Origin of the sequence: Nocardioides sp. URHA0032 (genome assembly GCF_000620645.1) — a bacterium.
Taxonomy (GTDB): Bacteria; Actinomycetota; Actinomycetes; order Propionibacteriales; family Nocardioidaceae; genus Nocardioides.
Genome location: NZ_JIAV01000015.1, coordinates 128,264 through 150,077, shown reverse-complemented (window position 1 = coordinate 150,077; position 21,814 = coordinate 128,264). Strand labels below are relative to the sequence as shown.

The window sequence follows — 21,814 nt, the reverse complement described above, 5'->3', positions numbered from 1 at the left end:
ACGAGTCAAGTAACAACCCACACAGGAGGAGCCCCAGTGGCTAAGGCGAAGTTCGAGCGGACCAAGCCGCACGTCAACATCGGCACCATCGGTCACATCGACCACGGTAAGACGACGCTGACCGCGGCGATTACCAAGGTGCTGCATGACAAGTACCCCGATCTCAACGCTGCTTCGGCGTTCGACGAGATCGACAAGGCTCCCGAGGAGCGTCAGCGCGGCATCACGATCTCGATCGCGCACGTCGAGTACCAGACCGAGGCGCGCCACTACGCGCACGTCGACTGCCCTGGTCACGCCGACTACATCAAGAACATGATCACCGGCGCGGCCCAGATGGACGGCGCGATCCTCGTGGTCGCCGCCACCGACGGCCCGATGCCGCAGACGCGTGAGCACGTGCTGCTCGCCCGCCAGGTCGGCGTGCCGGCCCTGGTCGTGGCGCTCAACAAGTGCGACATGGTCGACGACGAGGAGCTCATCGAGCTCGTCGAGATGGAGGTGCGCGAGCTCCTCTCGGAGTACGAGTTCCCGGGCGACGACATCCCGGTCGTGCGCGTTGCCGCCTTCCCGGCGCTGCAGGGCGACGCCAAGTGGGGCGAGTCGATCATGGAGCTGATGAACGCCGTCGACGAGTCGATCCCGACCCCCGAGCGTGAGACGGACAAGCCGTTCCTCATGCCGGTCGAGGACGTCTTCACGATCACCGGTCGTGGCACCGTCATCACCGGTCGTATCGAGCGCGGCATCGTCAAGGTCGGCGAGGACGTCGAGATCGTCGGCATCCGCGAGGGCTCGCAGAAGAGCACCGTCACCGGTGTCGAGATGTTCCGCAAGCTGCTCGACGAGGGCCAGGCCGGTGAGAACGTCGGTCTGCTGCTCCGTGGCACCAAGCGCGAGGACGTCGAGCGCGGCATGGTCGTCATCAAGCCGGGCACCACGACCCCGCACACCAACTTCGAGGCCTCGGTCTACATCCTCTCGAAGGAGGAGGGCGGCCGCCACACGCCGTTCTTCAACAACTACCGTCCGCAGTTCTACTTCCGGACCACGGACGTCACCGGCGTCGTCACGCTGCCCGAGGGCACCGAGATGGTCATGCCGGGCGACAACACCGAGATGGCCGTCGAGCTGATCCAGCCGATCGCCATGGACGAGGGCCTGCGCTTCGCGATCCGCGAGGGTGGCCGCACCGTCGGCGCCGGCCGGGTCACCAAGATCACCAAGTGATCCAGACCCACCCGGCTTGATCCAGCACTGACCAGAAGGGCCCCGGCCGCCGCAAGGCGGTCGGGGCCCTTCTGTGTGTCCGGATGCCCGCCGAGTCGGCGCAGTCTCAGCTGAGACTGCGCCGACTCGGCGTCAGCAGAGCAGGGCAGCGAGTGCCTCGGCGAAGGCCTCGGTGTGCCGGTCCACGTCGGCGGGGGTGTGGTGCGGGCTGAACAGCGCCATGTTGTGGAACGGCGTCAGCAGCACGCCCCGGTTCAGGCACCACAGGTGCAGGAGGCCCTCGAGCTCCTCGTCGACCGCGGCCGCGGCCGCGGCGCCGTCGCGAGGAGGCGGGCAGAACCAGTACTCCGCGCGGCAGCCGAGCCGCTGCACGTGCCACGGCAGGCCGGCGTCCGCGATCACGCCGGCCACGCCGTCCGCGAACCGCTCCGCCAGGGGTACGGCGACCGCGAAGTCCTCCTCGCGCAGGCAGGTCGACAGGGTCGCCCTGATGGCCGCCAGCGCCAGCGCGTTGCCGGTCAGCGTGCCGCCCACGCCGGCGACGTCGATCTCGTGGCCGAGCATCGGGCCCGAGAGCCGGCCCGCCACCTCGGCGCTCATGCCGTAGGCCGCGCACGGGACCCCGCCGCCGATCGGCTTCCCGACCACCAGCAGGTCGGGCTCGAGTCCCCAGGCAGCGGTGGCGCCACCGGGACCCGCGCAGAGCGTGTGCGTCTCGTCGACCACCAGCAGCACGCCGTACCGGCGGGTGATCTCGCGGACCGCGTCGAGGTAGCCGGGCTCGGGCAGCACGATGCCGATGTTCGTCAGTGCCGGCTCCATCAGCAGGCACGCGACGTCGCCGACCGCGAGCCGCCGGTCGAGCGCGTCGGCGTCGTTGAACGGCACCACCGCGGTCGTCTCGGACACCGGCACCTGCGGGCCGAGCGCGCCCGGCCGCGCCACCACCGCGTCGCCGTCGAGCACGGCCAGGGTCTCGTCGACGGTGCCGTGGTAGCACCAGTCCATGACCGCGACCCGCGGCCGGCCGGTGAGGTGGCGGGCGAAGCGCAGCACGAAGCGGTTCGCGTCGGTCGCCGACATCGCCAGCTGCCAGGAGGGCAGCCCGAACCGGCGCACGAGCTCCTCGCCGACCCAGACCGCGTCCGCGGACGGCAGCATCGTGGTGATGCCGCGGGCCGCGCGGGCGGCGATCGCGTCGGTGACCTGGGGCAGCGCGTGGCCGGTCATGGCGCCGGTGTCCCCGAGGCAGAGGTCGACGTACTCGATGCCGTCGACGTCCACGAGCCGCGCCCCGGCCGCGGTGTCGAAGAACAGCGGGAACCGGCCCGGCCACCGGGTCATCCAGGGCATCGGCACCCCGGCGAGCAGGGGGCCGCGGGCCTCCTCCGCGAGCGCGGCGGAGCGGGGATGGAGGTCGGCGAACCGGTCCTCCTCGGTGGCGCGGAGGGCGGCGATGCGGGCGCGATCGATCATGGTGGGGAAGATAGACGACATGGCCGAACAGCGCGTCCGACCCGCACGCCCGCACCACAAGCTGACCGACGACGGTCGGACGATGCGCGAGGTGCTGACCTACTCGCGGCGCGGCGCCCGGTTCACCCCGCGGCAGGCGCAGGCGTGGGCGGCGTACGCCGAGCGGTGGTGGCTGCCCGACGAGGCGGTGGACGACCCCGGCTTCACGCTGGCGGGGATGTTCGGGCGTACGGCGCCGCTCGTCGTCGAGATCGGCTCGGGGATCGGCGAGTCGACGGTCGCGCTCGCGGCCGCCCGTCCCGACCACGACGTCGTCGCCTTCGAGGTCTGGCGCCCCGGCGTCGCGGACACGCTCGCCCGGATCGGCGAGGCCGCGCTGGAGAACGTCCGGATGCTCAGTGTCGACGCGGTCTGGTCGATGGAGCACCTGGTCGAGGCGGAGAGCCTCGCCGGGCTGTGGACCTTCTTCCCGGACCCCTGGCACAAGAAGAAGCACCACAAGCGGCGACTCGTGACGCCGGCGTTCGCCCGCCTCGCCGCGACCCGGCTCGCGCCCGGAGCCGAGTGGCGGCTGGCCACCGACTGGGGCGACTACGCCGAGCAGATGGTCGAGGTGCTGGACGCCGAGCCGCTGCTCGAGGGCGGCGTCACCGAGCGCTGGTCCGAGCGCCCGGTGACCAAGTTCGAGCGGAAGGGCCTCGCGGCCGGCCGCGACATCACCGACCTGCGCTACTCCCGGGTGCCCGGGTAGTACGCCGGACCACGAGCCGGGTGGGCAGCAGGACCTGCTCGGGGAGCCAGTGCGCGCCCTCGAGCGCGGTGAGCACCTGCTGCGCGGCCACGCGGCCCTGCTCGTGCACCGGCTGCGCCACCGTCGTCAGGTCGAAGATCTCCGCCATCTCGTGGTCGTCGATCCCGATCACCGAGAGATCCTCGGGCACCCGCAGCCCGACCTCGCGGGCGGTCCGGAGGACCCCGAAGGCCATCTCGTCGGACGCCGCGAAGATCGCCGTCGGCCGGTCCGCACGCTCCAGCAGGTCGTGGGCCGCACGGGAGCCGCCGGCCACGCTGAACTCGCCGTCGGCCTCGAGCGCGGGGTCGTGCCGCAGGCCGGCCTCCGCGAGCGCCGACCGGTAGCCGGACAGTCGCGCAGCCGGGGCGGTGAAGTCGAGGACGCCCTCGAGCGCACCGCCGACGTAGGCGATCCGCGAGTGGCCGAGGCCGAGCAGGTGCTGGGTCGCGGTGCGCGCTGCCTGCTCGTCGTCGATCCGCACCGTCGCCCAGCCCGGCACGTCGGCGCCGACGATCGTCACCGGCCGCCCGAGCTTGTCCAGGCGGCCCAGCTCGTCGAGGCTGGGCTTCAGGCTCAGCACCAGGACCGCGTCCACGCGCTTGGTCAGCAGGCTGGTCTCGAAGACCCGGTGCCGGGCGGACTCGTCGCCGGCCAGGTTGTAGAGCAGCAGGTCGTAGCCGTGCTCGCGGAGCACCTCCTCGGCTCCCTGCACGACCGCGGCGAAGAACCAGCGGGTCACCCACGGGACGATCACCGCCACGGTCCGGGTCTGCCCGCTGGCCAGGCCCGCGGCGCTCGGCGACGGCACGTAGCCGAGCCGGCGCGCGGTCTCCATCACCCGGGTCCGGGTCTCCTCGGACACGCCGGGCAGGCCCCTCAGCGCGCGGGAGACGGTGGCCGTCGACATCTCGACCTCGCGGGCGACGTCCTTGATGCCGGTCATGCTGGGAGCGCTCCCAAAAAGACCGCCGAGCCACTAGGGTGAAGCGCATGACCCAGCACCTCCCCGACGGTTCCCGGCTGTCCTACGGCGTCGCGACCGCGGCGTACCAGATTGAGGGGGCCACCGCCGAGGACGGGCGGGGCGCCTCGATCTGGGACACCTTCGCCGCCCGCCCGGGCGCGGTCCGGGACGGGCGGGACGGCTCGGTGGCCTGCGACTCCTACCACCGGTACGCCGAGGACCTCGACCTGGTCGCGGGCTCCGGGGCCCAGTGGTACCGCTTCTCGGTGGCCTGGCCGCGGATCGTGCCCGAGGGCACCGGCCGGGTCGAGCAGCGCGGCCTGGACCACTACGACCGGCTGGTCGACGCGGCCCTGGCACGGGGCATCAGCCCGACCGCGACGCTCTACCACTGGGACCTCCCGCAGGAGCTGGAGGACCGGGACGGCTGGCTGAACCGCGACACCGCCGAGGCGTTCGCCGACTACGCGAGCGTCGTCCACGACCGGCTCGGCGACCGCGTGCGCGTCTGGGCGACCCACAACGAGCCGTGGTGCGCGGCGTACCTCGGCTACTCCGCCGGCGTGCACGCGCCGGGGCGCAAGGAGGGTGGCGCCGGCCACCGTGCGGCCCACCACCTGAACCTCGCGCACGGTCTCGCCGCCGCCCGTCTCCACGACGCCGGGGTGTCCGACCTGGGCATCGTGCACAACCTCGCGCCGTACTGGCCCGAGACCGCGGAGGCCGCGCAGGCGGCGGACGAGCTCGACGCGGTCCGCAACCGGGTCTGGGTCGGCCCCCTCGTCGACGGTGCGTACGACGAGGGCCTGCTGCGCGTGGCCCCCGAGCTCGCCGACCCGCGGCTCGTGCGCGACGGCGACCTGGCCCTGGTCCGCGGCTCGGCCGACTGGATCGGGGTCAACTACTACACGCCGTTCCGCCCCACCCTGGCCGATCCGTCGCTCGCCCGGCACCCCGAGGTCGAGGCGTACCCCGGCGCGACCCCGGTCTCGTTCGTCGTCCGGGAGCCGCGCACCGACATCGGCTGGGAGGTCGACGCCATCGGGCTCGAGGAGCTGCTGGTCGACACCCACCGGCGCACCGGGCTCCCGGTGCTGGTCACCGAGAACGGCGCGGCCTACCCGGACGCCAGCCTGGACGACCAGGACCGGATCGGCTACCTGCGTGACCACATCGCCGCCACGGAGCGGGCGCGGGCGGCCGGTGCGGACGTGCGGGCGTACATCGTCTGGACGCTCCTGGACAACTTCGAGTGGGCCGAGGGCTACACCAAGACCTTCGGCATCGTGCACATCGACCCCTCGGACCTGACCCGGACGCCGAAGGCGTCCTACCACTGGCTCGCGGAGCACATCGCGTCCGGGTCGGGTTCGACGACCTGACGCCCCGGTCAGCCCTTGACGCTTCCGGCCAGCAGCCCGCGCACGAAGTAGCGCTGGAGCGACACGAAGACGATCAGCGGCACGACCAGCGCGACGAAGGCACCCGCCGACAGCAGGAACCAGTCCGACCCGCGCGTCCCGGACAGCTCGGCGAGCCGTGCGGTCAGCGGGAAGGTGTTGGGGCCGCCGAACGTGATCGCCACCAGCAGGTCGTTCCACACCCAGAGGAACTGCAGGATGCCGAACGCCGCGATCGCCGGCGCCATCAGCGGCAGCATGATCCGGGTGAAGATCTGCACGTGGCCCGCGCCGTCGACCCGGGCGGACTCGATGAGCTCGCCGGGGATCTGGCTCATGAAGTTGTGCAGCAGGTAGATCGCCAGCGGCAGCGCGAAGATCGTGTGGGAGAGCCACAGCGTGTAGAAGCCCCCGCCGGGAGCGTCCGGCCCGGCCAGCGGGACCAGGTTCAGCGGCGGGTGCACGTAGAGCTTGAGCAGCGGGATCAGCGTCACCTGGATCGGCACGATCTGCAGGGCGAAGATCGCCACGAACAGGAAGTCGCGTCCGGGGAACTTCATCCACACGAACGCGTACGCCGCGAGGGTGGCGAGGCTGATCGGGATGATCACGGCGGGGATCGTGATCACCAGCGAGTTGACGAAGTACGTCACCAGGTTGGTGTCGCTGCCGTGCAGCACCTCGTCGTAGTTGGACCACGTCACGGTCGGGTTGGTGAAGAAGGTCCACCAGCCGCTGGAGGTGATGTCGCTCTCCGGGCGGAACGACGTGATGAACAGGCCGAGGGTCGGGATCGTCCAGACGACCGCGATGACGATCGCTGCCAGGGAGGCCCACGGGGAGCTGAGCGCCTTGCGGGCGCTGGTGGAGACCGGCTCCGGCCCGGGAGCAGCTCCCTGAGCGCCGAGCTCGGCGACGTCGGGGTTCGTGGCGGTCATCGTGCCTCCAGCTTGCGCATCTGACGGACGTTGTAGACGACGATCGGCATCACGAGCAGGAAGATCACGGTGGCGATCGCCGTGGCCAGGCCCTGGTTCGTGGAGATGAAGTACTCCCGGTAGAACTGGTAGGAGAGCACGCTGGTGTTGAAGTTGCCGCCGGTCATCGTGCGGACGATGTCGAAGGCCTTCAGGGTCGTGATGCAGATCGTCGTGAGCACGACGATCAGCGCCGGCCGGATGCTCGGGATCGTGATGTAGCGGAACATCTTGACGCCGCCCACCCCGTCGAGCCGGGCCGCCTCGACGATGTCGTCGGGGATCGCCTTGATGGAGGCCGACAGGATCGTCATCGCGAACCCGGTCTGGACCCAGATCAGCACGATGATGAGGAACAGCGTGTTCCACGGGTCGTTGAGGATGAACTTGTAGGTGTCGAGGCCGAGGCCCTTGAGGACGGCGTTCGCGATCCCGATCTGGGTCTGGCTCGAGTCCTTGTAGTCGTACACGAACTTCCAGATGATCGACGCGCCGACGAGCGAGATCGCCATCGGCAGGAAGATCAGGGCCCTGGCGAACTTCTCGAAGCGGGACCGGTCGACGAGCACCGCATAGATCAGCCCGATGGCGGTGGAGAAGAGCGGCACCAGGATCACCCAGGCCGCGGTGTTGCGCAGCACCGTCAGCTGCTCGGAGTCGGTGAAGACGGTCTTGTAGTTGTCCAGCCCGATGAAGTTGCTGCCGGTCTGGTCGAAGAGCGACTGGTAGATGCTGGTGACCGCCGGGTAGAGCAGGCCGAGGAGGATCAGCGCCACAGCGGGCAGCACGAACGCGGCAGCCTGGACGACCTCTCCGGTCCGACTCCGCATCCGTTGGGTCAGCAGGAGGATCACCGCGACGACCACGAAGAACAGGGCGATCGCGATGAACATCTGGGCGAACTTCTCACCTGTCGACATACAGGCACTCCCGATGGCTACGGGCCGGCGAGCGGCGGCTCAGCGGCCGGGTGGATCCGGATGATGGCGGTACGACGGGGGCCGGGCCGCGAGCACGTCTGCGCTCGCGACCCGGCCGTGGTCACGCGTCGATCACGACGGCCAGGACGACTCGATGTTGTCGAGGGCGTCCTTGGTGCTCTCGCCGGTGATCCAGTTCGTCATCTCCTTCCAGAAGGAGCCCGCGCCCACCTCGGCCGGCATCTGGTCGGAGCCGTCGAAGCGGAAGACCGCGTTCGGGTCCTGCAGGATCTCGCCGGACAGCTGGTCGATCGGGCTGGCCAGGTTGTTGATGTCGAGACCCTTGTTGGCGCTGACCCAGCCGCCGTTCGGGGAGGCCTTGGCCTTCTCGTTCGCCCACACGTCGGTCGAGAGGTAGGTCTGGAAGGCCTGCACCTCGGGACGGTCGGAGAACGCGGTGACGAACTCGCCACCGCCGAGGACCGGGTTGCCGAACTCCTCGCTCATGGTCGGGAGGTAGAACGCGAAGACGTCGCCGTTCTCCGACACGTCGGTGCCCTCCGGCCAGTTGGCCGCGTAGAACGACGCCTGGCGGTGCATCGCGCACTTGCCGTCGAGGATCGGCAGGCCGCCGTCCTGGAACGCCGTCGTGGCGATCGACGAGACGTCACCGATGCCGCCGTTGACGTACTTGTCGTTCTTCAGGATGCCGCCCACCTCGTCGAGCGCGTCGGCGACCTTCGGGTCGTTGAACGGGATGTCGTGGCTGACCCACTGGTCGTAGACGTCCGGGCCGGCGGAGCGCAGCAGCACGTCCTCGAGCCAGTCGGTGGCCGGCCAGCCCGTCGCCTCGCCGGACTCGATGCCGGCGCACCACGGCTTGATGCCGGTGGCCGCGATCTTGTCCGACAGCGCGAGCATGTCGTCCCACGTCTTGGGGACGTCCCAGCCGTTGTCGGAGAACATCTTGGGGGAGTACCAGACGAACGACTTGACGTTGGCGCCCAGCGGGGCGGCGTAGAACTTGCCGTCCACGCTGCCGTACGCCTTCCAGTCCTCGCCGAACCACTTGTCGGTGTTGTCCGAGACCTGCGAGGGCGCCTCGACGACCTTGCCGGTGCCGACCAGGGTCTGCAGCAGGCCCGGCTGCGGGACGTACGCGATGTCCGGCGGGTTGCCGGCCTGGACGCGCACCTTCAGCTGCGTCTCGAACTCCTTGGAGCCCTCGTACTTCGGCGTGGCGCCGGTGCACGTCGTGAAGAGCTTCCACGAGTCGATGTGGGGCTTGTCCTCGGGAGCGACGATCGAGGTGTAGACCGAGATCTCCTTGCCCGAGAGGTCCCCGAAGTCGGCGAGCTGCTCGAGGCCCTTGCACTCGGCCTTGCCGTCACCCGGCCAGGTGCCGCTGACGGCGTCGCCGCCGCCGCTGTCGCTACTGGCGCAGCCGGCGAGAACCAGTCCCGTCGCGAGAGCGGCAGCGACTGCCAACCCCCGGCGCGTGTTGCGTGATCGCATGCGTGCATTCCCTTCTGCGTTTCTCAGCAGGTCCGTCGTTGGGTCCGCGTTGTGCCCGGAACCCGCTCTCCGTCGGAGACGATGCAAACGTTTACGTCCGGGCCCGTCAAGGACGGGCCGTAACGTTTACGTAACGCACGTCACATTTCAGTGGGAACGCTCCCACGACGGGAAGGACGCTGTCCAGCCCGGGCACGTCACAAGATGGTCTCGCTCAGCCGTCTGGACCGGTGGGCGCAGGTGCGCGAGTACGTGCCGGAACGCCCTCGTCGTCCCCTCCGTCATCGACGCGTGGTGAGCCGTCGGCGCAGGTCCGCCTCGCGTGCGAGCCGGGCGGTGTCCCGCTCCCGGCGGGCGGCGATCACCGCGGCGAGGAACACGTCGGCCGGGGTCCCGGGAGGCGGTGGCGGTGCGACGTGCTCGGCGACCGCCTCGGCGAGCCGGCCACCGATCGCGGCCCGCGAGGCCGGGTCGATCGTGGGCAGCCGCCCGAGGAACTGGCGCACGGCGAGCGCGAGCCCGGTGGGCAGCGCGGCGAGGTCCGCGGAACGCGCCCACGACGCCAGCTGGGGCGGCATCGCGGCGGGCGGGACGAGGCGCAGCCGGACCCGCTCGCGGACGACGTACGTGCCGGCCGCGTAGTCGCCGAGGCGCTTGCCGCGCGGGCTGAGCAGTGCCGAGAAGAACGCCGGGCTCCCGAAGAACACGTAGATCTCGACGACACCGACCAGGGCGCGGACGAACGCGTGGTGGAAGGAGATCGGGCCGGCGTCGTCGCGGACCGCGCGCAGTCCGAAGGCCATCTTGCCCAGCGACTTGCCGCGGGTCAGGGTCTCCAGCGCGGTCGGGAAGACCAGGAAGGAGACGATCACCGCCGCCAGCGACGCGACCTCGACCAGGGCGTCGTCGGTGTGGATCGCCGCGATCGCCAGGCCGACGACCAGCGCGACCAGCAGCGTGAACGTGACGACGACGTCGATCAGGCCCGATCCGATCCGCGAGCCCAGACTGGCCGGGGGCAGGTCGAGCGCGACCGCCTCGCCCGTGACCAGGTCGTCGGTCGTGAGGGTCGCGAACTCGTGGGCCGCCACGCGGTCAGTCTAGGAGTGCGGCGCCTGCCTCTCGGGGGTGCGTGCGGCCTAGGCTCCCCGCATGGACCTGGACGCGTACGTCGCCGCGCACTCGTCCGAGTGGCACCGCCTCGAGGAGCTGACCGGGCGGCGCCGGCTGTCCGGTGCCGAGGCCGACGAGCTGGTCGAGCGGTACCAGCAGGTCGCGACCCATCTCTCCGTGGTCCGCACCTCCGCGCCGGACCCCTCGCTGGTCGCGCACCTGTCCTCGCTGCTCTCCCGGGCGCGCAACCGGGCCGCGGGCTCGCGCGCCAGCACCTGGGCCGGCGTACGCACGTTCTTCGCGGAGCGGTTCCCCGCCGCTCTCTACCGGCTCCGGTGGTGGTGGCTGGGCACGATCGCCGGCAGCGTCGCCGTGACCGCGGTGATGATGCTCTGGCTGCTGCACCACCCGAACGTCGAGCAGAGCCTGCTGTCGCCGGACGAGGTCGACCAGCTTGTCTCGCACGACTTCGAGGACTACTACAGCGAGTACGCCGCCAGTCACTTCGCGGCGCAGGTCTGGGTCAACAACGCGTGGGTCACCGCGCTCTGCCTGGCGCTGGGGGTGCTCGGGCTGCCGGTGGTCTACCTGCTCTTCAACAACATCGCGAACCTCGCGATCATCGGCTCGATCATGATCCGGCACGGCCATGCGGGTCACTTCTGGGGACTGATCCTCCCGCACGGCATCCTCGAGCTGACGGCCGTCTTCGTGGCCGGTGGTGTCGGTCTCCGGCTCTTCTGGTCGTGGGTCGAGCCCGGTGGGCTGACCCGCACCCAGTCCCTGGCGCGTGAGGGCCGGACGGCCGGCACCGTCGCCCTGGGGCTGGTCGCGGTGCTGTTCGTCAGCGGCTGCATCGAGGCGTTCGTGACCCCGTCGGGACTGCCCACCTGGGCCCGAATCGGCATCGGGGTCCTCGCCGAGTGCGTCTTCCTTGCGTACGTCTTCGTGCTCGGCCGCCAGGCCTTCCACCGCGGCCAGACCGGCGACCTCGACGCGACGCTGTTGGAGGACCGGGTGGCGACCCAGGTCTAGAGCAGGCGCCGCGCCTTCAAGGCGAGGTAGTGGTCGGCGAGCGCCGGCGGCAGTCGCTCGGCGTCGGCGTCGATCACGTCGACGCCGAGGGCGCGCAGCAGGTCGGCCGTCCAGCGCCGCCGGCCGATCGCCTGCTCGGCCGCGGCGGCGTCGTACACCTCGTCGAGCGACGCGTGTCCCGCGGCGAGCTCCTCGAGCGCGGGGTCGCGCACCGAGGCGAGCACTACCCGGTGATGACGGGTCAGCGCGGGCAGCACCGGCAGCAGGCCCTCCTCGACGGCGGCGGGCTCCAGCGGCGTGAGGAGCACGACGAGCGCGCGTTGGCGGCCGAGCCCGGTGACCGCGCCGGCGAGCTGGCCCCAGGCGGCCTCGGCGATCTCCGGCTCGAGGTCGGCCATCGCCTCCTGGAGGTTCGCGGCGACGTCGCGCGCGCCGGCCGAGCGCAGCAGGCTGCGCACCCGGCGGTCGCCGGCCACGAAGTCGATCCGGTCACCGGCGCGGGCGGCCAGAGCGGCGAGCAGCAGCGCGGCGTCCATCGCGGAGTCGAGCCGGGGCACGTCGCCGACCCGGCCCGCCGACGTACGCGACGTGTCGAGCACCAGCACGACCCGCCGGTCGCGCTCCGGCTGCCACGTGCGCACGACCACGTTGCGGTTCCGCGCGCTGGCCCGCCAGTCGATCGAGCGGACGTCGTCGCCGCGGACGTACTCGCGCAACGAGTCGAACTCGGTGCCCTGCCCCCGCACGCGGACGGCGGCGCGCCCGTCCAGGTCGCGGAGCCGGGCCAGCCGGCTAGGCAGGTGCTTGCGCGACTCGAACGGCGGCAGCGAGCGCACCGCGCCCTCGACCACCCGGGTGCGCTGCCGGTACGCCAGGCCGAGCGGGCCGCGCAGCCGCACCGTCACCCCGACTGCGCGCAGGTCACCGCGCCGGCGGGGCAGCAGCGGAGTCCGCAGCACCGCGCGGTCGCCGGCGTCGAGGGCCAGGCGGTGCCGGTTGCCCGACGCTCCTGCGGTCGGCTGCCACGCGTCGCGCAGGCGCCCGCGGACCCGGCGCCCGGACTCGTTCACCACCAGCAACCGCGTCTCGGCCGGGTGGCCGAGCCGGACCGTCCCGACCGGCGGCCGGACCATCGACAGGGCGGACGTCGACGGCGCGAGCAGCAGGTCCGCGCCCACCAGCAGCGCCACGGCGAGCACCCAGAGCCACACGGTGCCCTGCGAAGGGCGCAGCGCGACCGCCACCACTCCGAGGAGCAGCAGCAGCGGGACCCGGCCGGTGATCGCCACTAGCCCGCCATCACCGCGGCACCGGCACCGAGCCGAGGGCGGACGCGAGGACCTGGGCGACGTCGACGCCCTCGAGCTCGGCCTCGGGCCGCAGGCCGAGCCGGTGCACCAGCGTCGCGTGGGCGAGCGCCTTGACGTCGTCTGGCGTCACGAAGTCGCGACCCGTCAGCCAGGCCCAGGCCCGCGCCGAGCGCAGCAGCGCGGTGGCACCGCGCGGGCTCACGCCCAGGCTCAGCGACGGCGACTCCCGGGTCGCCCGGGCGATGTCGACGATGTAGCCGGTCACCTCGGGGGAGACCTGCACCGCAGCGACCGCCCGGCGTCCGGCGTCGATGTCGTCGGCCCCGGCGACGGCTGTCACACCGGCGCCCGCGACGTCGCGCGGGTCGAACCCGGACGCGTGCCGGTGCAGGATCTCCAGCTCGGCCTCGCGGTCGGGGATCGGCAGCACCACCTTGAGCAGGAACCTGTCCAGCTGGGCCTCGGGCAGCGGGTAGGTGCCCTCGTACTCGACCGGATTCTGGGTCGCCGCCACCAGGAAGGGCCGGGGCAGCTGCCGGGAGACGCCGTCGACCGACACCTGGCCCTCCTCCATCGCCTCCAGGAGGGCGGACTGCGTCTTGGGCGGCGTCCGGTTGATCTCGTCGGCGAGCAGCAGGTTCGTGAAGATCGGGCCCTCGCGGAAGCTCAGCTCGCCGCAGTTGCTGTCGATCACCATCGAGCCGGTGATGTCGCCCGGCATCAGGTCCGGGGTGAACTGCACCCGACGGGTGTCCACCGAGAGCGCCGCGGCGAGCGTGCGCACGAGCAGCGTCTTCGCGACGCCCGGCACGCCCTCCATGAGCACGTGCCCGCCGCACAGCAGGGCGACGAGGAGCCCGGACACCGCGGCGTCCTGGCCGACGACGGCCTTGGCGACCTCGGCGCGTACGGCGGCCAGCCGCTCACGGGCGTCACCGGAGGAGATCTCGGTCATGGTCGGCGTACCTCTCGGTCGAGCTCGGCCAGGCTGCTGGCCAGGGTGATCAGGTCGTGGTCGGTGGTGGGTGCCGGCGCGGTCGGTCCGAGCAGCCGCTCGATGTCCTCGGCCGGACGGCCGGTCTGGCGGGCGAGCTCGCGCACCAGCACCGCCGGGTCGGGGTGGGCGCCGAGGCGCAGCCGGGTCGCGGCGCGTTCGCGGGCCGCGGCACGCAGGGCGGCGGCCGCGTGCCCGCGGTCGCCGGCCTTCCGGTACAGCCGGCCGCGGCTCCGGGTCGTCTCGATCGCCTTGACGACCACCGGCAGCGGCTCCGTGGCGAGGGCGCCGAACCGGCGGCCCCGCCACAGCATCAGGGCGATCACGGTCAGCAGCCCCAGCCACAGCGCCGGCCGGAGCCAGTCGGGCAGCAGCGTCGCGAGGCTGACCCCGTCATCGGCCACCAGGTCGTCGAGGCTCGGCACGTACCAGACCAGGCGCGGGTGCTCACCGAGCAGGCGCAGGGCGACCGCGGCGTTCCCGGCGCGCAGCACCTGGTCGTTGGACAGGGCGTCGCCTGCGCCGAGGAGCACGGTCCCCGCGGCGGGCTCGGCCAGGAGGCCGCCGAAGCAGCTGCCGTCGACGGGGTACTCCACGCCGCGGTCGACCACGACGTCCAGGCCGTCGTAGCGCGGCTCGTCGCAGTCCGCGGGCCGCGCCTCGGTCATCGTGACCGCGGAGGGCGGCGCCTTCACCCCGAGGGCACGTGTGGTGCCGGGGCCGGGCTCGACCAGCACCAGGGTCGCGTCCGCGGTGTGGGTCCGCAGCCGCCGGATCGTGCTGCGCCCGAGCTGGTCGGTCGAGGTGACCACCACGGTCGTGTCCGCGTCCACCGCCGTCCGGTCGAGTGCGTCCGCGTCGCGCACGACGGTCACGTCGACCCCCTGGTCGGCGAGCACCCGGACCACCGCCTGGGCGCCGGCCGGGTCGGGGTTGTCCGGGTCGAGCCGGCCACCGCTGGTGGTGCGGGCGTCGGTGACGGCCACGATCGCCACCGCCACGACGAGGCCGGTCAGGACGAGGAGCAGCGCGCGGTGCCGGCGCACCCAGCTCACGAGCGGCCCGCCAGTGCGTCGTCGAGGGCGAGCACGTCGGCCGCCTGGTCGCGGGAGGCGGGGCGGTCGCCGTACCGGACCTCGTCGAAGAGCGCCGCGGTCCGGTCGACCCGGGCGCGTGCCTCCGGGTGCGCGGTGCCCACCGCAGCTGCGACCTCGTGCGCGGTGGCGCCGGGCAGGTCGTCGAGCCACCCGCGCTCGACCTGGCGCACGGCGAGCGCCCGGAACCCCTCGACCACCGCCTCCGCGTTCCGGCCCGCCGCCAGCGCCAGCTCGGCGCGGCGGCGCAGCTCGGCAGCGCTCAGGACCTCGTCGGACGCGACGACCGCGCCGGTCCGCTCGGCGCGCGCGGTTCGCCGGGCCCGCGAGAGCAGCCACCCGAGCGCGAGCGCGAGGAGCAGGAAGGCCACCATCGCCAGGAACGTCGACAGCGGGGGTGCGGCCGAGGCCGCGTCGACGGTGCCGGCGACGAACCGGTCGAGCCAGTCCAGGAGCTGTCCGAGCACGTCGTGCCGGTGGTACTCCGGGTGCACGAGCTCGCGCTCGAGCAGGTGGCGGGCCTCGTCGGCGGAGGGATCGAGGGGCGGCTCGATGGTCACGTGATGCCGGCCCGGGCGATCAGCTCGACGTCGTACGCCTCCTTGCGCATCCGCTGGTCCAGGTACTGCAGCGAGGTGACCGCGGCGCTGAACGGCGTCACGAACGCCGCCTGCACGACGGTGCCGAGCGCGGTGAGCACCACGGTCACGATCGCGAAGTACTGGCTGCCGGACATCGCCAGGGGCACGATCTGGGCGGCGATCGTGAACGGTAGGGCCAGCAGGCTGCCGGCGATCCCGGCGACGACCAGCGTCAGGAGGCCGATCCCGAGCGTCCGCCAGAACTGCCTGCGGGTCAGCCGGAACGCCCGGCCGATCGCGGCGGTGATCCCGATCCGCTCGATCATCAGCGGCGGGACGGGCAGGTAGTACACGCGCACCCACCACCACACGAGGAAGGCGAGGAACGCCGGCGCGGTGACGACGCCGAAGACGACGAGGAACCAGGTGGGGGCGACCAGGGCGAGCACCACCCAGACCGCGCCGTACGCGGCCAGCAGGCCGAGCACCATCAGGCCCAGCAGCAGGGTCAGGCCGACCAGTCGCCATCGCGAGCCGTGCGTCGCGGCCCAGGCCTCACCCAGGGTCAGCCGGCGACCGATCGCGGCCGCCGACACCACGTGGGCGACCATCCCGGTGACCAGCAGCAGGCCGATCGACTGGAGCACGCTGCCGAGCAGCAACGAGCCGGTGGTGCCTGCGATCGCGATCGCCTCACCGGTCGAGAGGTCGCCCGAGCCGTCGGAGGTGAGGTCCACGGCGAACGTCAGGATCGCGGTCAGCAGCACCGGCAGCGCCATGGAGACCGCCGCGACCAGCACGCTCGAGCCGACGGTGGCCCGGGGGTTGAACCGGATGATGCGGAACGCCGCGTCGTACATGTCCCCGAGGTTCAGCGGTCGCAACGGGATCGCGCCGGGCTTGTGCGCGGCGCCGAGCATCCCGCGAGGAACGCCGGGTGACCCGCTCGGCGGGGACGGCGCCCAGACCTGGCGCGGCGGCGCGGGCGGTGGCATCCATCCGGGCGGGGGCGGCCCGCCGGGCGGCGGACTGCCCGGCGGTGGGTAGGACCGATCCCCCGACACGGGATCAACCTAGTGGTCGGGGCCGGCCTAGCGGTGGGCGAAGCCGCTCGGCAGCACGCACTCGGCGTCGAGCCCGAGGACGCGGTTGAGCCGCCCGAAGGCCAGCCAGGACCCCAGGCACATCGAGAGCTCGACGATCTCCCGGTCGCTGTAGTGGGCCTTCATCCGGGTCCAGAACGCGTCATCGAGCCCGTGGTGGTCCAGCGCGTACCGCTCGGCGTACTCGGCCGCGAGCCGGGCCCGGTCGTCGAGGTCCCGGCTGGTCCGCCAGCCCTCGACGGCCGCGGGGAAGGTGTCCTCGACCGTCACGCCGTCGCGCTCGGTGTGCCAGTCCTGGCAGAACAGGCACCCGTTGACCTGGGCGATCCGCAGCCGCGCCGCCTCGAACTCGCGGAGACCGAGCGTGGTGTGCTCGTAGACGCTCATCGAGAACCGCGAGGCGGCGACGCCGATGTGCGGGACCATGTCGCCCCAGACGTGCATGATGGGGTCCACGCCCTCCGGCAGGTCGATGATCATGCGGCACGATAGCCCGGTTTCTGGAACGCGTTCTAGCTTCCGTCCGAGTCTTCGTCGCCGGATTTGGCCTGCTGCGCGATCTCTGTCAAGATGGTCCGGTTGCTTCGGCGGGTTGCCGGGGTACGGCACACAGCTTGACTACTGAATCGCGTCTCCCGATGGTTCTGCCATCACAGGCACAGTGGTCTGGCGTGCGCCGCACCGAACCTGGAGACCCGATTCGTCCGGCTTGGCCGGGCACCACCACCCACCAACTCGAGATCCCGGTCTCGTGTCGCGCTCCACGAGGACGACACGCCCGACCGCGGGGGTCGGAGGGGGAGCGGTGGGAGAAGAAGGAACGGGGACCGACTCAAGCCGGAGGACGTCCCGGACACAACGCACGCGGTACTGAACGAGTGAGGACGAGAGAGACCTATGGCGGGACAGAAGATCCGCATCAGGCTCAAGGCCTATGACCACGAGGTGATCGACACCTCGGCGCGCAAGATCGTGGACACCGTCACCCGCACGGGTGCCAAGGTCGCCGGCCCGGTGCCGCTGCCGACCGAGAAGAACGTGTACTGCGTCATCCGCTCGCCGCACAAGTACAAGGACTCCCGCGAGCACTTCGAGATGCGCACCCACAAGCGCCTCATCGACATCATCGACCCCACGCCGAAGACCGTCGACTCGCTGATGCGCCTCGACCTGCCTGCCGGCGTCGACATCGAGATCAAGCTCTGAGGTTCGACGACATGACTTTCGAACGCAACGTGAAGGGCCTGCTGGGCGAGAAGCTCGGCATGACCCAGGTCTGGGACGAGAACAACCGCGTCGTCCCCGTGACCGTCATCGCCGCCAGCACGAACGTGGTCACCCAGGTTCGTACGCCCGAGACCGACGGCTACAACGCCGTCCAGGTCGGGTACGGCGAGATCGACGGCCGCAAGGTGACCAAGCCCAAGGCGGGCCACTTCGGCAAGGCCGGGGTCACCCCGCGCCGCCACGTGGTGGAGATCCGCACCGCCCTCGCCACGGAGTACACCGTCGGCCAGGAGCTGGCCGTCGACACCTTCGCCGCCGGCGAGGAGATCGACGTGACCGGCACCAGCAAGGGCAAGGGCTTCGCCGGCGTCATGAAGCGGCACGGCTTCCACGGCGTGTCCGCCTCGCACGGTGCCCACCGCAACCACCGCAAGCCGGGCTCGATCGGCGCCTGCGCCACCCCGGGTCGTGTGTTCAAGGGCGTCCGCATGGCCGGCCGGATGGGTAGCGACACCGTCACCACCCAGAACGTCACCGTGCACGCCGTCGACACCGAGAGGGGCCTGATCCTCCTCAAGGGCGCGGTCCCCGGCCCCAAGGGTGGACTCGTGGTCCTCCGCTCGGCCGCCAAGAACTCCGTCACTTCTGGCAAGGAGGCCTGAGCATGCCGAACTCTGACAACACGGCCACCGAGAAGCCGGCAGCGAAGAAGACCGCCGCCAAGAAGACCGCCGCCCCGAAGAAGGCCAAGGTCGACCTGCCCGCGGAGATCTTCGACGTCGAGCTGAACGTCCCGCTGATCCACCAGGTCGTCGTGGCCCAGCAGGCCGCTGCGCGCCAGGGCACGCACGCCACCAAGACCCGCGGCGAGGTCCGCGGCGGTGGCCGCAAGCCCTACAAGCAGAAGGGCACCGGCCGCGCCCGCCAGGGCTCGACCCGCGCCCCGCAGTTCGCCGGCGGTGGCACCGTCCACGGACCGCAGCCGCGCAAGTACGACCAGCGCACCCCCAAGAAGATGAAGGCCGCCGCCCTGCGCGGTGCCCTGTCCGACCGGGCGCGCAACGACCGCATCCACGTCGTGGACTCGCTGATCAGCGCCGACGCCCCGTCGACCAAGGCGGCGCTCAAGGCGCTGGCGTCGGTCTCGGAGCGCGGCAACTTCCTCGTGGTGCTGGACCGCGCCGACACCGTCACCTGGCTGTCGCTGCGCAACGCGCCCGAGGTGCACATCGTCGCGGTCGACCAGCTGAACACCTACGACGTGCTGGCCTCCGACGACGTCGTCTTCACGAAGGCCGCGTTCGACGCCTTCGTGGGCGGCGCGACCAAGGCCACTGAGGAGGCTGCCAAGTGAGCACCCTGCACAAGGACCACCGCGACATCCTGCTCGCGCCGGTCGTGTCCGAGAAGAGCTACGGCCTCCTCGACGCGAACAAGTACACCTTCCTGGTGCACCCGGACGCGAACAAGACCGAGATCAAGATCGCGGTCGAGAAGGTGTTCAACGTCAAGGTGACGTCGGTCAACACGATCAACCGCGCCGGCAAGACGCGCCGTACCCGCAACGGCCTCGGCAAGCGCAAGGACACCAAGCGCGCGATCGTCAGCCTCGCCGAGGGCGACCGCATCGACATCTTCGGAGGTCCGGTCTCCTGACCGGGCGCTGGAACGAGGACTGAAGACACATGGCTATCCGCAAGTACAAGCCGACTACCCCGGGCCGTCGCGGCTCGTCGGTCGCCGACTTCGTCGAGATCACCCGGACCACTCCGGAGAAGTCGCTGACGCGTCCGCTGCCCAAGAAGGGCGGCCGCAACAACCAGGGCCGGATCACCACCCGGCACCAGGGCGGCGGTCACAAGCGCGCGTACCGCATCATCGACTTCCGTCGCTACGACAAGGACGGTGTCCCGGCGAAGGTCGCGCACATCGAGTACGACCCGAACCGCACCGCGCGCATCGCGCTGCTGCACTACGCCGACGGCGAGAAGCGCTACATCATCGCGCCGAAGGACCTGGCGCAGGGCACCCGGATCGAGTCGGGCACGAACGCCGACATCAAGCCCGGCAACAACCTGCCGCTGCGCAACATCCCGGTCGGCACCACGATCCACTGCGTGGAGCTGCGGCCCGGTGGCGGTGCGAAGATCGCCCGCTCCGCCGGCAACAGCGCCCAGCTGGTCGCCCGTGAGGGCAGCCGCGCGACGCTGCGCATGCCTTCGGGCGAGATGCGCTTCGTCGACGTCCGCTGCCGCGCCACGGTCGGCGAGGTCGGCAACGCCGAGCAGTCGAACATCAACTGGGGCAAGGCCGGCCGCATGCGGTGGAAGGGCAAGCGCCCGACCGTCCGTGGTGTGGTCATGAACCCGGTCGACCACCCGCACGGTGGTGGTGAGGGCAAGACCTCCGGTGGCCGCCACCCGGTCTCGCCCTGGGGCAAGCCCGAGGGCCGTACGCGCAAGCGCAAGGCCTCCGACTCCCAGATCATCCGCCGTCGCAAGTCCGGCAAGGGTAGGAAGTAACTGAGATGCCTCGCAGCCTGAAGAAGGGCCCCTTCGTCGACGACCACCTGCAGAAGAAGGTGGACGCCGAGAACGAGAAGGGCTCGCACAACGTCATCAAGACCTGGTCGCGCCGGTCGATGATCGTGCCCGACATGATCGGTCACACGATCGCCGTGCACGACGGTCGCAAGCACGTCCCGGTGTTCGTGACCGACGCGATGGTCGGCCACAAGCTCGGGGAGTTCGCTCCCACCCGCACCTACCGCGGGCACGTCAAGGAAGACCGGAAGGGGCGCCGTCGATGAGCACCACCGACCGCCAGCGCGTCAGCTCGCGCCGCGAGTCGCTGCTCGGCGACCAGCCGGGCGCGTTCGCCAGCGCGCGTTACACGCGGATCACCCCGATGAAGGCCCGCCGTGTCGTCGACATGGTCCGCGGCCTGCCCGTCGACGATGCCCTGTCGCTGCTGCAGTTCGCGCCGCAGGCCGCCTCCGAGACCGTCTACAAGGTCCTCGAGAGCGCGATCGCCAACGCCGAGACCACCGAGGGTCTCGACCGCGGTGACCTGATCGTCTCCGTCGCCCAGGTGGACGAGGGCCCGACGATGAAGCGCTGGCGCCCGCGCGCCCAGGGCCGAGCGACGCGCATCAACAAGCGCACCAGCCACATCACGCTGGCCGTCCAGCCGGCGGCGGTCGTGGCAGAGAAGAAGGGACGGAAGGCCTGATGGGCCAGAAGATCAACCCGAACGGCTTCCGCCTCGGCATCTCGACCGACCACAAGAGCCGTTGGTACGCCGACAAGCTCTACAAGTCGTACGTCGGCGAGGACGTCGCCATCCGCAAGCTGCTCTCCAAGGGCATGGAGCGGGCCGGCATCGCCAAGGTGGAGATCGAGCGCACCCGGGACCGGGTGCGGGTGGACATCCACACCGCTCGTCCGGGCATCGTGATCGGACGCCGCGGCGCCGAGGCCGACCGCATCCGCGGTGAGCTCGAGAAGCTCACCGGCAAGCAGGTCCAGCTCAACATCCTCGAGGTCAAGAACCCCGAGATCGATGCGCAGCTGGTCGCCCAGGGTGTGGCCGAGCAGCTCAGCGGCCGCGTGCAGTTCCGCCGCGCGATGCGCAAGGCCATGCAGACCTCGATGCGCTCGGGTGCCAAGGGCATCCGGATCCAGTGCTCCGGCCGCCTCAACGGCGCCGAGATGTCGCGCACCGAGTTCTACCGCGAGGGCCGCGTCCCGCTGCACACGCTGCGCGCCGACATCGACTACGGCTTCTACGAGGCCCGCACGACCTTCGGCCGGATCGGCGTGAAGGTCTGGATCTACAAGGGCGAGGTCGCCGGCACCCGTGCCGAGCGCCAGGCCCAGGCTGCCGCCCGCGCCGGTGTTCCCGGCCGCGGTGGCCGTCCCCAGCGTGGTGGCGAGCGTGGCGGCGACCGTCCGAGCCGTGGCTCGCGCGGCGACCGTCCGACGCGTGCGGACCGCGGCGGCGACGCTCCTGCCGTGACCGAGGCGCCGGCCGGTGGCGACACCGCGCAGGCCACCACCCCGGCCGAGACCCAGGAGGGCTGA

The 21,814-nt window shown here is 71.4% G+C and carries 23 protein-coding genes and 1 pseudogene; 12 read left to right on the top strand and 12 right to left on the bottom strand.

Translation table 11 applies throughout. The features are described from left to right. The first annotated feature begins 36 nt into the window (after positions 1 to 36). Positions 37 to 1,230 (top strand): elongation factor Tu, encoded by a 1,194-nt coding sequence (gene tuf / locus N538_RS0105190; RefSeq protein ID WP_028636425.1) that lies wholly within the window; start codon positions 37 to 39, stop codon positions 1,228 to 1,230. 132 nt (positions 1,231 to 1,362) lie between these two features. Here tuf and N538_RS0105185 read toward each other — a convergent pair whose 3' ends face one another. Further along, on the bottom strand, positions 1,363 to 2,706 hold the full coding sequence (locus N538_RS0105185) for an aspartate aminotransferase family protein (protein WP_028636424.1): 1,344 nt from the start codon (positions 2,704 to 2,706) through the stop codon (positions 1,363 to 1,365). Between the two features lie 19 nt (positions 2,707 to 2,725). Here N538_RS0105185 and trmB point away from each other — a divergent pair, with 19 nt between their 5' ends. Then, entirely contained in the window at positions 2,726 to 3,457 is a 732-nt protein-coding gene (gene trmB, locus N538_RS0105180; RefSeq protein WP_036569534.1) for a tRNA (guanosine(46)-N7)-methyltransferase TrmB, read from the top strand. On the opposite strand, the gene N538_RS0105175 is transcribed toward trmB, so the two are convergent. Then, positions 3,423 to 4,442, bottom strand: a complete 1,020-nt coding sequence (locus N538_RS0105175; protein WP_028636422.1) for a LacI family DNA-binding transcriptional regulator — start codon at positions 4,440 to 4,442, stop codon at positions 3,423 to 3,425. The genes trmB and N538_RS0105175 overlap by 35 nt on opposite strands. A 47-nt stretch (positions 4,443 to 4,489) precedes the next feature. Between N538_RS0105175 and N538_RS0105170 the strand changes: the two genes are divergently transcribed. Then, a complete protein-coding gene (locus N538_RS0105170; protein WP_028636421.1) occupies positions 4,490 to 5,845 on the top strand; it encodes a GH1 family beta-glucosidase in 1,356 nt (451 codons plus the stop codon). An 8-nt stretch (positions 5,846 to 5,853) separates the two neighbouring features. Here the strand turns inward: N538_RS0105170 and N538_RS0105165 are convergent, their stop codons facing one another. The 4 genes from N538_RS0105165 to N538_RS0105150 form a co-directional block, all read right to left on the bottom strand. Next, positions 5,854 to 6,801, bottom strand: coding sequence for a carbohydrate ABC transporter permease (locus N538_RS0105165; RefSeq protein ID WP_028636420.1), 948 nt, complete (start codon positions 6,799 to 6,801; stop codon positions 5,854 to 5,856). Next, a complete protein-coding gene (locus tag N538_RS0105160; protein WP_028636419.1) occupies positions 6,798 to 7,760 on the bottom strand; it encodes a carbohydrate ABC transporter permease in 963 nt (320 codons plus the stop codon). The genes N538_RS0105165 and N538_RS0105160 overlap by 4 nt, the downstream gene beginning before the upstream one ends. Positions 7,761 to 7,892: 132 nt before the next feature. Continuing rightward, positions 7,893 to 9,275: an ABC transporter substrate-binding protein gene (locus N538_RS0105155; protein ID WP_028636418.1), complete on the bottom strand. Its 1,383-nt coding sequence runs from the start codon at positions 9,273 to 9,275 to the stop codon at positions 7,893 to 7,895. A gap of 281 nt (positions 9,276 to 9,556) precedes the next feature. After that, positions 9,557 to 10,366: an RDD family protein gene (locus tag N538_RS0105150; protein ID WP_028636417.1), complete on the bottom strand. Its 810-nt coding sequence runs from the start codon at positions 10,364 to 10,366 to the stop codon at positions 9,557 to 9,559. Positions 10,367 to 10,427: 61 nt separating this feature from the next. On the opposite strand from N538_RS0105150, the gene N538_RS0105145 reads away from it, so the two are divergent. Then, positions 10,428 to 11,423, top strand: coding sequence for a stage II sporulation protein M (locus N538_RS0105145; protein ID WP_028636416.1), 996 nt, complete (start codon positions 10,428 to 10,430; stop codon positions 11,421 to 11,423). Here the strand turns inward: N538_RS0105145 and N538_RS0105140 are convergent. The 6 genes from N538_RS0105140 to N538_RS0105115 all read right to left on the bottom strand — a co-directional run bounded on the left by N538_RS0105140 (position 11,420) and on the right by N538_RS0105115 (position 16,985). Further along, positions 11,420 to 12,712, bottom strand: coding sequence for a DUF58 domain-containing protein (locus N538_RS0105140; RefSeq protein ID WP_028636415.1), 1,293 nt, complete (start codon positions 12,710 to 12,712; stop codon positions 11,420 to 11,422). The two genes, N538_RS0105145 and N538_RS0105140, sit on opposite strands and share 4 nt — an antisense overlap. A gap of 10 nt (positions 12,713 to 12,722) precedes the next feature. Beyond that, positions 12,723 to 13,688, bottom strand: a complete 966-nt coding sequence (locus N538_RS0105135) for an AAA family ATPase (protein ID WP_028636414.1) — start codon at positions 13,686 to 13,688, stop codon at positions 12,723 to 12,725. After that, complete coding sequence (locus tag N538_RS23925) at positions 13,685 to 14,782, bottom strand: DUF4350 domain-containing protein (protein WP_051548803.1); 1,098 nt, start codon at positions 14,780 to 14,782, stop codon at positions 13,685 to 13,687. Before N538_RS23925 ends, N538_RS0105135 begins: the two co-directional genes overlap by 4 nt. Beyond that, on the bottom strand, positions 14,779 to 15,381 hold the full coding sequence (locus N538_RS28875; RefSeq protein WP_051548802.1) for a DUF4129 domain-containing protein: 603 nt from the start codon (positions 15,379 to 15,381) through the stop codon (positions 14,779 to 14,781). The genes N538_RS23925 and N538_RS28875 overlap by 4 nt, the downstream gene beginning before the upstream one ends. Then, positions 15,378 to 16,322 carry a hypothetical protein gene (locus N538_RS28870; RefSeq protein ID WP_028636413.1) on the bottom strand — a complete coding sequence of 315 codons (945 nt, stop codon included), beginning with the start codon at positions 16,320 to 16,322 and terminating at the stop codon, positions 15,378 to 15,380. The genes N538_RS28875 and N538_RS28870 overlap by 4 nt, the downstream gene beginning before the upstream one ends. Positions 16,323 to 16,493: 171 nt before the next feature. After that, a complete protein-coding gene (locus tag N538_RS0105115; protein WP_028636412.1) occupies positions 16,494 to 16,985 on the bottom strand; it encodes a carboxymuconolactone decarboxylase family protein in 492 nt (163 codons plus the stop codon). Between the two features lie 417 nt (positions 16,986 to 17,402). Here N538_RS0105115 and rpsJ point away from each other — a divergent pair, with 417 nt between their 5' ends. The 8 genes and pseudogenes from rpsJ (at position 17,403) to rpsC (ending at position 21,814) form a co-directional block, all read left to right on the top strand. Continuing rightward, on the top strand, positions 17,403 to 17,711 hold the full coding sequence (rpsJ, locus tag N538_RS0105110; RefSeq protein WP_008360994.1) for a 30S ribosomal protein S10: 309 nt from the start codon (positions 17,403 to 17,405) through the stop codon (positions 17,709 to 17,711). A gap of 11 nt (positions 17,712 to 17,722) precedes the next feature. Then, positions 17,723 to 18,394 carry a 50S ribosomal protein L3 gene (rplC, locus tag N538_RS0105105; RefSeq protein ID WP_028636411.1) on the top strand — a complete coding sequence of 224 codons (672 nt, stop codon included), beginning with the start codon at positions 17,723 to 17,725 and terminating at the stop codon, positions 18,392 to 18,394. 2 nt (positions 18,395 to 18,396) lie between these two features. Continuing rightward, a pseudogene (rplD, locus tag N538_RS23915) lies at positions 18,397 to 19,080 on the top strand (50S ribosomal protein L4); the annotation flags it as partial. A gap of 2 nt (positions 19,081 to 19,082) precedes the next feature. Beyond that, positions 19,083 to 19,388 carry a 50S ribosomal protein L23 gene (gene rplW, locus N538_RS0105095; RefSeq protein WP_028636410.1) on the top strand — a complete coding sequence of 102 codons (306 nt, stop codon included), beginning with the start codon at positions 19,083 to 19,085 and terminating at the stop codon, positions 19,386 to 19,388. Positions 19,389 to 19,417: 29 nt separating this feature from the next. Continuing rightward, positions 19,418 to 20,254: a 50S ribosomal protein L2 gene (gene rplB / locus N538_RS0105090; RefSeq protein WP_028636409.1), complete on the top strand. Its 837-nt coding sequence runs from the start codon at positions 19,418 to 19,420 to the stop codon at positions 20,252 to 20,254. A gap of 5 nt (positions 20,255 to 20,259) precedes the next feature. Then, a complete protein-coding gene (gene rpsS / locus N538_RS0105085; protein ID WP_028636408.1) occupies positions 20,260 to 20,541 on the top strand; it encodes a 30S ribosomal protein S19 in 282 nt (93 codons plus the stop codon). Beyond that, a complete protein-coding gene (gene rplV, locus N538_RS0105080; protein WP_081790296.1) occupies positions 20,538 to 20,963 on the top strand; it encodes a 50S ribosomal protein L22 in 426 nt (141 codons plus the stop codon). Before rpsS ends, rplV begins: the two co-directional genes overlap by 4 nt. Beyond that, positions 20,963 to 21,814 (top strand): 30S ribosomal protein S3, encoded by an 852-nt coding sequence (gene rpsC / locus N538_RS0105075; protein WP_028636406.1) that lies wholly within the window; start codon positions 20,963 to 20,965, stop codon positions 21,812 to 21,814. Before rplV ends, rpsC begins: the two co-directional genes overlap by 1 nt.

Coding starts and splice junctions, on each gene's coding strand:
- N538_RS0105185 (WP_028636424.1), bottom strand. CDS start 2,706: ATGATCGATCGCGCCCGCATCGCCGCCCTCCGCGCCACCGAGGAGGAC.
- trmB (WP_036569534.1), top strand. CDS start 2,726: ATGGCCGAACAGCGCGTCCGACCCGCACGCCCGCACCACAAGCTGACC.
- N538_RS0105175 (WP_028636422.1), bottom strand. CDS start 4,442: ATGACCGGCATCAAGGACGTCGCCCGCGAGGTCGAGATGTCGACGGCC.
- N538_RS0105170 (WP_028636421.1), top strand. CDS start 4,490: ATGACCCAGCACCTCCCCGACGGTTCCCGGCTGTCCTACGGCGTCGCG.
- N538_RS0105165 (WP_028636420.1), bottom strand. CDS start 6,801: ATGACCGCCACGAACCCCGACGTCGCCGAGCTCGGCGCTCAGGGAGCT.
- N538_RS0105160 (WP_028636419.1), bottom strand. CDS start 7,760: ATGTCGACAGGTGAGAAGTTCGCCCAGATGTTCATCGCGATCGCCCTG.
- N538_RS0105155 (WP_028636418.1), bottom strand. CDS start 9,275: ATGCGATCACGCAACACGCGCCGGGGGTTGGCAGTCGCTGCCGCTCTC.
- N538_RS0105145 (WP_028636416.1), top strand. CDS start 10,428: ATGGACCTGGACGCGTACGTCGCCGCGCACTCGTCCGAGTGGCACCGC.
- N538_RS0105135 (WP_028636414.1), bottom strand. CDS start 13,688: ATGACCGAGATCTCCTCCGGTGACGCCCGTGAGCGGCTGGCCGCCGTA.
- N538_RS28870 (WP_028636413.1), bottom strand. CDS start 16,322: ATGCTCGGCGCCGCGCACAAGCCCGGCGCGATCCCGTTGCGACCGCTG.
- N538_RS0105115 (WP_028636412.1), bottom strand. CDS start 16,985: ATGATCATCGACCTGCCGGAGGGCGTGGACCCCATCATGCACGTCTGG.
- rpsJ (WP_008360994.1), top strand. CDS start 17,403: ATGGCGGGACAGAAGATCCGCATCAGGCTCAAGGCCTATGACCACGAG.
- rplC (WP_028636411.1), top strand. CDS start 17,723: ATGACTTTCGAACGCAACGTGAAGGGCCTGCTGGGCGAGAAGCTCGGC.
- rplB (WP_028636409.1), top strand. CDS start 19,418: ATGGCTATCCGCAAGTACAAGCCGACTACCCCGGGCCGTCGCGGCTCG.
- rpsS (WP_028636408.1), top strand. CDS start 20,260: ATGCCTCGCAGCCTGAAGAAGGGCCCCTTCGTCGACGACCACCTGCAG.
- rplV (WP_081790296.1), top strand. CDS start 20,538: ATGAGCACCACCGACCGCCAGCGCGTCAGCTCGCGCCGCGAGTCGCTG.
- rpsC (WP_028636406.1), top strand. CDS start 20,963: ATGGGCCAGAAGATCAACCCGAACGGCTTCCGCCTCGGCATCTCGACC.